At 67.6% G+C, this 13,577-nt stretch carries 5 protein-coding genes; 3 read left to right on the top strand and 2 right to left on the bottom strand.

Features of this window, described 5'->3' with window-relative positions:
* Positions 1 to 80 precede the first annotated feature (80 nt).
* Positions 81 to 1,127 carry a hypothetical protein gene (locus OOK31_RS38010; RefSeq protein ID WP_267092020.1) on the bottom strand — a complete coding sequence of 349 codons (1,047 nt, stop codon included), beginning with the start codon at positions 1,125 to 1,127 and terminating at the stop codon, positions 81 to 83.
* A gap of 367 nt (positions 1,128 to 1,494) precedes the next feature.
* On the opposite strand from OOK31_RS38010, the gene OOK31_RS38005 reads away from it, so the two are divergent.
* Positions 1,495 to 2,136, top strand: coding sequence for an IclR family transcriptional regulator (locus OOK31_RS38005; protein ID WP_007264382.1), 642 nt, complete (start codon positions 1,495 to 1,497; stop codon positions 2,134 to 2,136).
* A gap of 69 nt (positions 2,137 to 2,205) precedes the next feature.
* Positions 2,206 to 3,003 (top strand): S16 family serine protease, encoded by a 798-nt coding sequence (locus OOK31_RS38000; protein WP_267092019.1) that lies wholly within the window; start codon positions 2,206 to 2,208, stop codon positions 3,001 to 3,003.
* A gap of 85 nt (positions 3,004 to 3,088) precedes the next feature.
* Here the strand turns inward: OOK31_RS38000 and OOK31_RS37995 are convergent, their stop codons facing one another.
* On the bottom strand, positions 3,089 to 7,033 hold the full coding sequence (locus OOK31_RS37995; protein ID WP_267092018.1) for a ricin-type beta-trefoil lectin domain protein: 3,945 nt from the start codon (positions 7,031 to 7,033) through the stop codon (positions 3,089 to 3,091).
* A 641-nt stretch (positions 7,034 to 7,674) separates the two neighbouring features.
* Between OOK31_RS37995 and OOK31_RS37990 the strand changes: the two genes are divergently transcribed.
* Positions 7,675 to 13,577, top strand: a 5,903-nt coding sequence (locus OOK31_RS37990; protein WP_267092017.1) for an RHS repeat domain-containing protein, incomplete at its 3' end; no start/stop codon positions are given.

Genomic DNA, 13,577 nt, shown 5'->3' with positions numbered 1-13,577 from the left:
GCCGCGGGGCCGTAGGAACGCGGAACGGGGTCCGTGCGCTGGTGCGCACGGACCCCGTTCTCGTGGAGCGTCGTCGTCGATCAGACGGTGGTGCGGCGGCGACGGCCGGTGCCCGCGACCAGGGCCGCACCCATGGCGAGGGCGATGCCCGCGCCACCGATCGCCCAGGTGGTGGCGGCGTCGGCGCCGGTCTCGGCGAGCTCGCCGCCGGTGTTGGTGGTGCCACCGTTGTTGGTGGTGCCGCCGTTGCCCGGGAGGACGATCGGCGTGGTGGTGCCGCCGCCGTTCGGCTTGGTGCCGGTGTTGCCGCCACCGTTGTTGTGGCCGCCGTTGCCGGTGTTGCCGCCGGTCGAGGCCCGGGTGATCTTCGACTTGAAGGTCCGCATGTCGGACGCGAACAGCTCGTCCTTGACGTTGCTGCCGCCGGCTACGACGAACTCGATGTTGCCGACCGGAGCGTCCTTGCTGAACTTCACGCGCAGCTTGATGGTGAAGAACTCGTCCTCGTCGACATGGCTGTCGAAGAAGGTACCCGCGACCTGGCCGGACGGGTCCTTGTCGGCGGCGACCCACTCCCCACCGTCGAAGATCTGGACGTCGAGGTGCTTGGAGCGCAGGGTGTCGTGGTCGTTTCCGCCGAGGACGGCGAAGCCGTAGTCCTTGAAGCCCTGGATGCCGGAGTTGTCGACCACCAGGCCGATCTCCGTCCAGTCGCCGCCGGCCTTGAAGCCGGCTGCGGGCAGGTTGCGCAGGCCCAGCTTCGGGCCCTCCTGGTACTCGTACTCGTCCGCGTCCTCGACGCCCGGCTTCGCCGGGGCGGGCTTCGCGTCCTTCGCCGGGGCCGGGGCGGGAGCGGGGGTCTGTGCAGCGGGAGCGGCGGGGGTCTGCGCGGCGGGCACGGCGGGCACGGCCGGCGTCTGGGCGGCCGGGACGGCCGGAGCCGCCGGGGTCTGCGCTGCCGGAGCGGCGGCCGGAGCCGCCGGGGCGGCGGCGTCGTCCTGCGGAGCGGTGTCCGGGGTCGTGACGGCCGGGTTCTGGACCTCGTCCGCCATCGCGGGCGTGGCCATGAGGACCGTCGGGCCGACCACGGCGGCAGCGGCGACGACGGCCATGCGCTTCAGGTTCACAGTTGCTTCTCTCCCCTACGTGAGCGCAAGGCAGGTTGCCCCCGCCCACCCCCAACATCTTTTTGAACACGATCAGACTAAGGGCGCCGTAAACCGATTTTCTGCTGAACTACATTACGAATTGGCACAGGCACGAGCAGAAATGGCCGCAAACCGGCAGCAGGCGCCCGGATTCTGGACGAGGTCTTCCGCTCAGCGGACCCGCTCGCTACTGTCCCCGCATCGAACGCCCCGTGGCAGCGCCGCCGCGGGAGCGCAGCCGGTGCCCTGGCCGCTACCGGCGGCCTCTCCGTGCGTCGCCGAGGGACCGGCAGCGCTCCGCCTCGTGAGAGTCACCGCCGCCCACCGAAAATGAGGGAGAGGCGTCGTGACCGCGGAAACCTCCCAGACTCTCGACCGGGGACTCAGAGTCCTCAAGCTGCTCGCCGACACCGACCACGGTCTGACCGTCACCGAGCTCTCCAACCGCCTCGGTGTCAACCGCACCGTGGTCTACCGCCTGCTCGCCACCCTCGAACAGCACGCCCTGGTCCGCCGTGACCTCGGCGGCCGGGCCCGGGTCGGGCTCGGCGTGCTGCGCCTGGGCCGTCAGGTCCACCCGCTCGTCCGGGAAGCGGCCCTGCCCGCCCTGCGGTCACTCGCCGAGGACATCGGGGCCACCGCGCACCTGACCCTCGTCGACGGCACCGAGGCGCTCGCCGTGGCCGTCGTCGAGCCGACCTGGACCGACTACCACGTCGCCTACCGGGCCGGCTTCCGCCACCCGCTGGACCGCGGCGCGGCCGGCCGGGCCATCCTGGCCGCCCGTCAGGGCTCGCTCATCGAGCCCGGGTACACCCTGACGCACGGCGAGCTGGAAGCGGGCGCCAGCGGCGCCGCCGCGCCGCTCGTCGGCATCACCGGGCTGGAAGGCAGCGTCGGCGTCGTCATGCTGGCCGACGCCGTGCCCGAACGCGTCGGCCCCCGCGTGGTCGACGCGGCACGCGAGGTCGCCGACGCCCTGCGCTGACCACCGCGCGGGCCCGGCGGGCCGGGGAGGCGGGGAGGCGGGAGACGACCGGGTCGGTAGATTGGCCGGGTGCTCTCTCGCCTCACACGTCTGCCGCGCCCCGCCGCCCTGGCCGTCTGCGCCGCGCCCCTGCTCGGCCTGTTCGCCGCGGCCGCGTTCGCACCGCTGCCCTTCGTGATCGCCCAGCCCGGGCTCACGGCCGACGTGCTGGGGGCCCGCGACGGCAAGCCCGTCATCGTCGTCACCGGAGCCCCCACCCGCGACACCAAGGGCCAGCTACGGATGACCACCATCCAGGCCACCGGCCCCTCCACCACGGTGAAACTGCCCGAGCTGCTGAGCCACTGGTTCGACGGCACCCGGGCGGTCATGCCCAAGGAGGCCGTCTACCCGTCGGGCGGAAGCGACGAGCAGATCGAGGAGCACAACCTGGAGGAAATGGCCAAGTCGCAGTCGGCCGCGGCCGACGCCGCCCTCGGCTATCTCCACAAGGACCCCAAGGCCGTCAAGGTCGACCTCAACCTCGCCGATGTCGGCGGACCGAGCGCCGGACTCCTCTTCTCCCTCGGCATCGTCGACAAGCTCGACGGCGACGGCAGCGGCGGCGACCTCACCGGCGGCCGCAGCATCGCCGGTACGGGAACCATCACCGCCGACGGAACGGTCGGCGCGGTCGGCGGGGTGGCGCTGAAGACGCAGGCCGCTCAGCGGGACGGGGCGAGCGTGTTCCTCGTGCCGGAGGCGGAGTGCTCGGACGCGAAGTCCGAACTTCCCGAGGGGCTCCAGCTGATCCCCGTCACTTCGCTGACGGGTGCCGTGGACGCGCTGCGGGCCCTGAACCAGGGGAAGCCGGTTCCGTCCTGCTGACGCCGTAGGCGGACAGACTGAGCGGGTGGGTTCGGCAGCCTCTGGCTGCCGAACCCACCCGCTTGTTGTCAGCTCGCTGTCTCTCTCACCACAGAGGAACGGGCAGAGGGGCGGTGCTCAAGGCAGGAATCGTCCAGCGCTGTGGGTTGCTGGCGTTGCAGTCCCAAAGGTAGAGCTGGGTGCCCGTCTCCATGTTGGCCGCGTCCACGCACCGGCCGGAGACAGGGTTGTAGAGGCTGCCGTCCGCGCGGGGGAGGAACTGCTGCGCGGGGTGGTTATGGCATCCGGCGATCTGGATCGGCGTGCCGTTGGTGATACCCGCGTCCTTGGCGTCGAGGCACTTCTCCTGGTGTCGGATGGTGCCGTCCGCGCGGATGTCGAACTTCTGGGCACCGCCGCCGCCGAGCATGTTGCAGTCCCAGGCCTGGATCTTGTTCCCGTCGACCGGCCGGCCGTTGTCGTTGTCCATGCAGTGGCTGGGCTTGGCAGTCAGGGACATAGGGCCGGTGGTTCCGGGCGCGGTGAGCGGCGCGGCATAGGGGTAGACCGCGACGTTGCTGATGCCGCCCTTGAGGCCGTCGTGGTAGAAATCGGCCTTTCCGTTCTCCTTGAACCGTCCGAGGACGAGGGGGCCGGTCGGGGCGGGGCTGCTGGCCGCGTTGTGGTGGCCGACGGCGGCGAGCGCGCCGTTGACGTAGAGGCTCATCAGCCCAGTGCTGGCGTTGTACACGGCGGTCAGTTGCTGCCAGGTGTCAGGGGTGAACCGGGCCGCGTCGTTGGTGGTCTTGTTGGACCAGTCGTAGGCCGAGCCGTCGACGTCGGCGTAGGAGAGGGCGAAGCCCCACTTCTTCGAGTCGGGGTCGGCGAAGATGGCGAAGGCGCTGTTGCGGTTGTTGTCCTGGCTGATGACGGCACCGCTGGGACCTGGCTTCACCCATGCGCTGATGGTGAAACTCTGGCGCGTGTCGACCACGGGCCGGTCGGTGGTGATGGACGACTGGGGGCCGTCGAACGCGGCGTAGGGGGTGTTGCGCCCGCCTATGGTCGCGGAGGGCCACGTGATCCCGGCGGTCTCCGCAGGGAAGCTGCCTGCGGAGCTGGGTGTGCTGGTGCTGCTGCCGGACGGGCCGGTCAGCTTCCACTGGGCCGCGGGCGCGGTGACGTTACCGAGGAAGGCTGGCGTCGGGTTGATGCCTGTGACGTTCAAAGGCTGGCTGGTGCCGGTGCCGTTGAAGGTTGCGAGTTGCCGGTTGGAGTCGACCGCCCAGAGATCGGCCAGCTTGTCCCCGGTGACGTCACCCGCTGAGCCGAGCGTCGGGTAGGCGGTCTTGCCTATGCCGGAGGCGATCTTCACACGGCTGGCGGGGCTTCCCCAGGTGGTGGGGTCGACCAGGCCGTTGAGGCCCTTGCTGCCGAACGTACGGAAGATGTCGCCGGTGGCGTCGTCGCGCAGCCACAGGTCGGGAACGTTGTCGCCGTTCAGGTCGCCGGGAGCGATGACGGTGAACTTGTCCCAGTCGCCGTTTCCGACGAGGACGGGCTCTCCGTTGCTGTCGAGGGACCCGAAAATGCTGCCGTAGTAGGCCCACAGCTGCTTGCCCTGCTTGACCAGCACATCCGGTGCGCCGTCGCCGTTGAGGTCGCCCGGCGGGATGATCTGCTCGGCGTTGTACCAGTGGTCGTCGCCGTTCCAGTCACTGCCGTAGTCACATCCGACTGCGGGGTCCTTTACCGGGCAGGCCACTGTCAGTTCGACGGGGTTGTTGACGACCGAGCCCTGCCCGTTGTTCGGGTAGCTCCAGAGCTTCTTCTGGGTCATCCCGGACGGTTGCTGCAGGGAGACTAGGTCGTTGAAGCCGTCGCCGTCCCAGTCGCCCTGGGTACCGATCTGGGCCCCGCTGAAGGAGACACCGCCCTTGGCGGCGGCGGCGAACTTGCCATTGCCCTGGCCGGCGTAGGCGAGCAAGGTGCCTTGCGAGTCGACGGTCCAGATGTCCCGGTTGCCGTCACCGTTCAGGTCGTTCGGGCCGTCCGCGGTCTGCGAGCGCTTGGCGTAGTAGAGGTAGCTCGCAGTGTCGGACCGGTTGCCGGCCTTGTCGACGGTGATCGCGTAGACGAAGTGAGGGCCGGAACCGGAGGGTGTGACGGTCACACTTGCACCCGGGGCGACCGCCTGAGGTGCGGGTTCGGAGTCCGTGTAGTAGAGGATCTCCTGGACATCTGCGACGCCGTTGGCGGAGAACGTGAACGTGCCCGGGGTGCGGGCCTGGCCAGTGGTGGCGGGCCAGCCGTTCTTGCCGTCGGGGAAGTGAGCCGAGGTGATCACCGGCGGCTTGCTGGGACGGGTGCGGTCGACGCGGAAGGCGCAGCTGGACGACCAGTCGGAGTAGGCGTTGTCCTGATCCTTGGCTCGGACCTTCCAGGAGTACATGCCGTCGGGCAGAGTGGCGTCGGGGACGCTCCAGGTCGCGACCCTGCCCCTGCTGGCCGGGATGGACTGCGTCGCAATCAGCTTGGACCCGCCGGTGGGGAGGAAGGACCGCTTGAACAGCTGAAACTCGGCTTCCAGGTTGCCGCCGTCCGGATCGTCGATCTTCGCGTACAGACCCACACGGGAGTCACCGATTGTGCGCGAGGGAACGAACCGGCCAGCGAAGTCGCAAGGGCCTTCCGGGTCGGTGCCCAGACCCGTCGGCTTGCCGGGCGGGTGGTTGTACTCGGTCTCCAGCGTGATCGTCTTGGGGTCGAAGCGCTTCCACTGGTACACGTCGCCCTCATTCGCGGCGTACAGACCCAACGTCACACTGGACCAGCCTTTGGAAGCGGACTCCTTCGCGGCCTCCGTGGCGTCGAACTCGAGGTTGCCCTGCGAGCACCCCTCGTAGCCCTTGGCCGCGGTGACGGTGGCGAGCCGCGTTCCCTTGCCGGGCTGGTTGTTCCATGTCGTCTTCGACGAGATGGGGCCGGTGGTCCAGAGCTCCACCGGGGTGGCGGTGCAGGACCAGGACCAGGTCTCCTTCACACGGAAGGTCGACTTCGAGACCAGGGTGCCCTTGATGTTGGACGTGTCCAGCTGGAAGAAGGATCGGGAGAGTCCGTTGGTGTCGCTCTCGTACCCGACCCGGACGTCCTGCTTGGTGTTCCAGTACGAGTTGTTCGGCCAGCTCCGGTAGGCCCAGGCCCAGTTCTGGCGTTCACCCCATGCGACAGAGGGGTCGATGTAGACGGGGTACTTCGTCTGTGCGTCCGTCAGCAGGGCCTGGTTTGGCTTGATCTCCAGGGAGCCACCGGCGACCGTCGTCGGCATCTGCGCGTCCTTCGCCCCGGACGGGGCCACGAACACATCCGATGGCTCGCCGCTCCCGGTCCCCGGGCCTGCGGCGAGGGTACGGGCGGCACCTGATGAACGGACCTGAGCAGCAGCTCCCGTTGTGGTGGAGTCCCACATCATGGGCGCCGAGGCGGTGAAGACGTTCTGCCCCGCCGGGTTGACCGCGGTGAGCAGTCCGGTCGTCGGGTCGCTTGTGACGTTCAAGCCAACGGTGTCGAGCTTGAACTTCAGCACCGCCAGATCGGGATGCTTCGCCGCCTCTGCTGTCTTGACCACCAGCAGCTGCGAGAAGCCCTCGACCTCGGCCTTCAGCTGCAGGTCCACGTCCGGCAGTACGTTCGCGTACGTGGCCACGTTCGCCGCTAGCGTCGGCTTCGGCAGTGCCTTGGACCACGTCAGTGACAGAGTGCGGCCGTCCTTCACCCCGGTCAGGAGGGGGCCGGTGCCGCCGCCGGAGAAGGCGACCGCGACGGCCGAGGCCTTGGGCTCCACCTTCCCGTCCGCGGCGAACTGGAGCGTCGGGTCGGTCGCGACCCAGACCCCACCCTGACGCACCCGCACCGTTGTGCCGTGACGCTTCACGGACCACTTGCCGTTCGGAAGGGCCCAGGTGTCCGAGGAGCCGGTCCGTGCGGACGCCAGCTCGTAGGGCTGACCTGTCTCTTTGGCCTTGGCGAGAGCGAAGTCCTCCGCGCTCATGGAGCCGTCAGCTACCGGATCAGTGGCCGCCGAGGCTCTCGTCGCTGGCTGTAATGCAGTCAATCCGGCAGTCGCTATTGCGCCAATCAAGGTCATGGATATGGCTCGGGATATCCCCCGTCCGCCCGGTTTCCGGAATGGGGTCTTTCTTTTCGTCACGCAAACTCCAACCGTCCGATATTCGCGGCGACTGTACTCGAAGCGGCAGCTCCTGCCCACCCTTTGAGGTGGTCTTTTATGTGGATCTTAGGTGGAGTGTCTTGCTTTGTTCTGAAAGGTTAACTTTGCATTGAGTGACGTTTTCCGTGCTCGAATTCAAGCCACTTGCGGAGGGTCGGCTTGCGAATTAGGGCTGTTACTCTGCGCCCGATAAATTCCTTAGGAACGTGGGGTGGGGTGTGAGAAGATTTCGCATGCGGGGGCTTTCTGCGGCATTGGCCGCGGTGGTCCTCTCAGGCATGCTGCCGGGAGCTGAGGCCGTCGCCGACAGCAAAGACGGGCCGTTACTGCCGGGGCTCAAGCAGCCGAAGGCCGTACCGGTCAAGCCGGTCCGCAGCGGCGGAGCGAAGAAGGTCGATGCCGCAGCCGGGAACCCGTGGCGTGCCCCGAAGGTCACTTGGCCTGCGGCAGGTTCGGCTGAGGTGGACCTCGTGCCAGGCGCGGGTTCCAAAGCCCTTGCCTCTGGCGCGGGATCGGCACCGGCCATCGGCTCCGGTCTGCACCAGGCCGGCCTGCTCCCGGTGACGGTGTACGCGGCATCGAGCGCATCCGCAGAGACCCCGGCCAAGGTGAAGGTCCTCGTCGCTGCCCGGGACGGGGCCCGCAAGGCCGGTATCGACGGTGTGCTGCTGTCGGTGGGGCGCTCGGACGGTGGCCGGCAGTCGGCGTCCGCCAAGGTCGAGGTGGACTACAACACCTTCCGCGCCGCGTACGGCGGTGACTATGCAGCACGTCTGCACCTGGTCGAACTTCCGGCCTGCGCGTTGACAACCCCCGACCGCCCGGAATGCCGTACGCAGAAGGCTCTGGAGACGCGGAACGACACCCGGTCGGGCAAGCTCACGGCCGAGATCACGACACCCGGTCCGTCGGTGCAGATGCTCAAGTCGGCTGGATTACCTGCGCAGTCGGCGCCCGCCGCCGCACCCGCCGCGACGGTCCTCGCCGCGACGGCCGGTGCCTCCGGTTCTACCGGCAACTACAAGGCGACGCCACTGGAGCCCTCCGGCTCCTGGAACGCCGGTGGGTCCACCGGCGCGTTCTCCTGGTCGTACAACGTCGCGACACCTCCCGTCCCGGGAGGCCTCGTGCCGAAGATCTCCCTGGACTACAACTCGCAGTCGGTCGACGGCCGCACTGCCGCATCGAACAGCCAGGCGTCCTGGATCGGCGACGGCTGGTCCTGGGAGCCGGGATTCATCGAGCGTAGGTACAAGCCGTGCGTCGACGACAAGACCGGCAGTACGAACACCACCAAGGTCGGCGATCAGTGCTGGTTCAACGACAACGCCACGCTCTCGCTGAACGGGAAGTCCACGGAGCTGGTCCACGAGGAGGGCAAGGGCTGGCACCCCGCGTCCGACTCCGGCGAGAAGGTCGAGAAGCTCACCGGCGCCACCAACGGCGACAACGACGGTGAGCACTGGAAGATCACCACGACCGACGGCACCCAGTACTTCTTCGGTCTGAACCGTCTTCCGGGTTGGAAGGACGCGTCCACACCCACGACGAACTCCGCCTGGACGGTGCCCGTCTACGGCAATCAGGCCGGAGAACCCTGCTACAACGCCTCCTTCGCGAGCGCGTGGTGTCAGCAGGCCTGGCGGTGGCAGCTCGACTACGTCGTGGCCCCCGGGGGCAGCGCCATGGCCTACCACTGGAAGACCGAGACCAACAACTACGGGCGCAACGTCTCCCAGACCACCGGCAAGGGCACCGTCACCCCCTACATTCGCAGCGGCTGGCTCGACCACATCGACTACGGCCTCCGTGCCGGGTCGGTCTACAGCGCCAAGGCCATGGGGCAGGTCACCTTCGACGTCTCGGAGCGCTGCCTCACCACCTGCGGCACCTTCGACGAGACCAACGCCAAGAACTGGCCGGACTCGCCGTACGACCAGTTCTGCAAGGACGGCTCCGCCGAGTGCAAGAACCAGTTCTCGCCCACCTTCTGGTCGCGCATGCGACTGACGGGCATCAACACCAAGATCCTCACCGGCGGCGCGTACAAGGACGTCGACTCCTGGGCCCTGGATCAGAGCTTCCCGCCCTCTGGCGACGGGATTTCCACCCCGCTGTGGCTGAAGTCCATCACCCGCACGGCCAAGGCCGGCGACGCCCCTGATATCGCGCTTCCTCCCGTCACCTTTGCGGGCGAGCAGAAGGCCAACCGCGTCGACAAGACGGGCGACGGGCTCGCCCCCTTCATCCGCTTGCGCATGTACCAGGTGACCACGGAGTCCGGAGGCACGATCGGCGTCACCTACTCGCAGCCGGACTGCACCACCGCCACCCTGCCCGCAGCGGACGCTTCGAACACCACGCGCTGTTACCCGGTGAAGTGGGCCTTCGAGGGCGAGACGGCGAAGCTGGACTGGTTCAACACCTATGCGGTCAACCAGGTGGTGGAAGGAGACAACCTGGTCGACTCGCCTGACAAGGTGACCTCGTACAGCTACCTCGGTGGAGCGGCCTGGGACAAGAGCACGGACGAGTTCACGAAGTCCGAGGACCGCGTCCATTCCGTCGCCCGCGGGTACGAGCGCGTCCAGGTGCGAGTCGGCGCCGCGGACGAACCGAAGTCCCTCAGCGAGACGCGCTACTTCCGGGGCCTCGACGGCAAGGAGGTCAAGGACGGCACAGGAGCAGCAGTTACCGACCGTCCGGAGTTCGCCGGGCGGCCGCGGGAGTCGGCCACCTACAACGGGGACGACACGGGCAAGCTCGTCACCGCGACCTCGAGCACGCCCTGGCGCTCGGACATCGTCGCCAAGCGGGCCAGGCTCGGTCTCCCCGACCTCGTCTCGTACAGGACCGGAGTCGAGAGGGTCTCCACCCGTACGGCCGTGACCGGTGGGACCCGGACCACCGAGGTGACCCGGCACTACGACAGCTACGGCATGCCCGAGTGGGAGTCCCAGACCGGCGACACCGCCACGAGCGGGGACGAGACCTGTACGACGACCAGCTATGCCCGCAACACGGCGAGCTGGATCCTGGACAAGGTGAGCCGGGTCGAGACCGTCGCCGTGCCCTGTGGCACGGCGGTCAACCGGCCGACGGACGTCATCTCCGATACCCGGTCCTACTTCGACAACGGCGCGATCGGCACCCTCCCGGGTACGGGCCTGCTGACGAGGACCGAGACGATCAACGCGAAGGGTGACGGCTACGACACCCTCTCCTCGGTCCCCAGCACGTGCGGCACCTCCAAGGACCAGCTCTGCTACGACGCCTACGGGCGACAGCTCGCCATCGCCGACCCGTACGGCAAGCTCACCACGATCGCGCTGACGCCGGCCGCTGGGGAGGTCGCGACCACCATGGTCGTGACGAATCCGAAGGGGCACGCCGTGTCCTCGGAGCTCGACCCCTTGCGTGGGCAGTCCACAAAGGTCACCGACCCCAACGGCAAGGTGACCACGACGGCCTACGACGCCCTCGGGCGTACGTCGAAGGTCTGGCTGCCGAACTGGCCGGCCTCCAGCAACCCGGACAAGCCGAGCCGCCTGTTCGAGTACACGATCCGCAACGACGGCCCGAGCGTCGTCACTTCCAAGTCACTGACCCAGGACTACAAGTACTCCGTCAACTACTCCCTCCAGGACGGGCTGCTGCGCGAGCGCCAGAGCCAGACGCAGTCACCCGACCTGGCGGGCCGCCTGATCTCCGAGACCTTCTACGACACGAAGGGACAACCCTGGCGGGCCTCGGGCACGTACTACGCCGACGGGCCCCCGGAAGCACAGCTGGTGACGGGCCTGGAGAGTGGCTACCCGGGCTCCGCCGACACGGTCTATGACGGTGCAGGCCGCCCCACCACCGTGATCTCCAAGAGGTTCGGGGTGGAGACGAAGCGGGCCACCACCAGCTACACCGGTGACACCACCACGGTCATCCCGCCCCAGGGCGGCACTTCGGCGACCACCGTCGTGGACGCCCGCGGACGCACGGTTGAGCTCAAGCAGTACACCGACGCCGGTCGCATGACCTCGCAGTCCACCCGGTACGCCTACGACAGGCTCGGACGCCTGGCCCAGGTCACCGACCCGAGCGGCGCGCAGTGGACCTACACCTACGACGTACGTGGTTCCCAGACCGAGGTGAAGGACCCGGACAAGGGCACGACCAAGACCACGTACGACAGCACCGGCAAGGCCACGGACGTGACCGACGCCCGGGGTATCACCCTGCACACCGACTACGACGAGCTCGGCCGCCCCACAGCGGTCAAGCAGGGCGAAACAGTCCTGACCTCGAATGTCTACGACACCGTGGCCAAGGGCAAATTGGGCAAGTCGACCCGCTACATCGATGGCCAGCCGTACGAGTCGGAAGTCACCGTCTACGACCACCTGTACCAGCCGCTGCAAGCGCAGATGAACATCCCGGCGGCACCGGACACGGGCGCGCTGGCCGGTACCTACAAGTGGACCAACACCTACAACATCAACGGGCAGCTGCTCACGACGAAGCAGCCGGCCATGGGCGACCTGCCCGCCGAGACAGTCGGCAGCACCTACAAGTCGGTGTCCGGCCTCCTCAACACCATAGGAGCCGGAAGCAGCCGACTCGTCTCGGCCATGACGTACGACCACTTCGGCCGTGCCACACGCCAGGAACTGGGAGCCCCCGGTCAGCGGGTGTTCACCTCGACCGAGTACGACGACCACACCGGAACCGTCACCCGCGCCTACACCGACCGGGAGGTCGCACCACAGCGCATTGACGACACCCGCTACACCACCGACCCCGCAGGCAACCTGACGGCCATCGCGACCGCCAGCGGCCAGGACGCGGACCGGACGACCGACACCCAGTGCGTCAGCCTCGATGCCCTGCGCCGCATCGTCGACGCATGGACCAACAAGGGTGAGACCTGCGCGACGGCGCCCTCCGACACGGTCGTCGGCGGCCCGGACGCGTACTGGACGACGTACACCTATGACGCGGTCGGCAACCGAAAGACGGAAACCAAGCACCAGACGGCCTCAGGTCCGGTTTCCGACACCGTTCGTACCTACACGGCGCCGACAGCGGGCAAGCACGACCTGCCCAAGATCACGCAGTCGGGTACCGACGCGCGGGACGAGGTCTTCACCTACGACGCATCCGGCAACACCAAGACCCGAAAGATCGGAACGGCCGAGACCCAGTACCTGGAGTGGGACGCCGAGGGACACCTCAAGGCCCTCAACCAGGGCACGTCCAGCAACTCGTTCGCGTACGACACCGCCGGCCAGCGTCTGCTCCGCAAGGACTCGACCGGCGTCACGCTCTACCTCCCCGGAGGCAACGAGCTCAAGCTCGACAAGTCCGGCAAGGTCACAGGCACCCGCTACTACGGCGGCGTCGCCATGCGCACGGGCGGCAAGCTCACCTTCACCCTGGCCGACCACCACGGCACTGGCACCACGCAGATCAGCGCCGATGCGACGCAGACCGTCACCCGCCGCAAGACGGGGATCTTCGGTGAGGAACGCGGCACCCAGTCCACTGCCTGGGCCGGCGACAAGGGGTTCGTCGGTGGCACCAAGGACGCCGACAGCGGCTTCACCCACCTCGGAGCCCGTGAGTACGACCCTCTGATCGGCCGCTTCATATCCGTCGACCCGCTGATGGACCTGTCCAACTCGCAACAGCTCCACGGCTACGTGTACTCCAGCAACAACCCCGTCTCTCTGAGCGACCCCACCGGAGAGATAGAGACCGACTGCCTGAACGGCAACTGCGGCGGCCACTACAACCCCCGCGACGACAAGCTGGCCGTCGATGACCCGAATCGTCCTCACGGGATGTCTGGGGGGTACAACAGCAGGCCCAGCACCTACAGGCCGACCGTTAACGACATCGTTTGGCTGGATAAGGCAGACAAGCCGCTTCGCCTCCCCAAGAAGGTCACGCCAAAATTCCTCAAGGAGTACAGGAAGCAGATCGAAATTCAGCTTCGCTTTGTGGTGAATACTGAGCGGGGGACGATCTGGACCGCGCAGACCACGGCGCTGCTCAATGCTTGTCAGGAAACCGACTGTGATGAGCTCGGGTATTACGCAGAGCTCAACATAGCGGCGAAGCTTGTGAATGGCGAGATTGCCCCCTATGACACCCCGGGTGGATCTGGCGGCGGAATAAGAATTCGAGATTCGGGCAAGACCAAGCCTGCTAAGGGCGGCGGCTGTAACTGCTTCCTTGCTGACACCCGCGTTCTCATGGCTGACGGCAGTGCAAAAGGAATTGAAGCGATCCAGATCGGCGACGAAGTGCTCGCCTCCGATCCAAGGTCGGGAGAATCGAGTACGCGTCGTGTGACACGACTGATAGTCAC

Source organism: Streptomyces sp. NBC_00249 (assembly GCF_026342355.1).
In the GTDB taxonomy this organism is placed as follows: Bacteria; Actinomycetota; Actinomycetes; order Streptomycetales; family Streptomycetaceae; genus Streptomyces.
This window is presented reverse-complemented; position numbering and strand designations above follow the sequence as displayed.

Coding starts and splice junctions, on each gene's coding strand:
- OOK31_RS37995 (WP_267092018.1), bottom strand. CDS start 7,033: ATGAGCGCGGAGGACTTCGCTCTCGCCAAGGCCAAAGAGACAGGTCAG.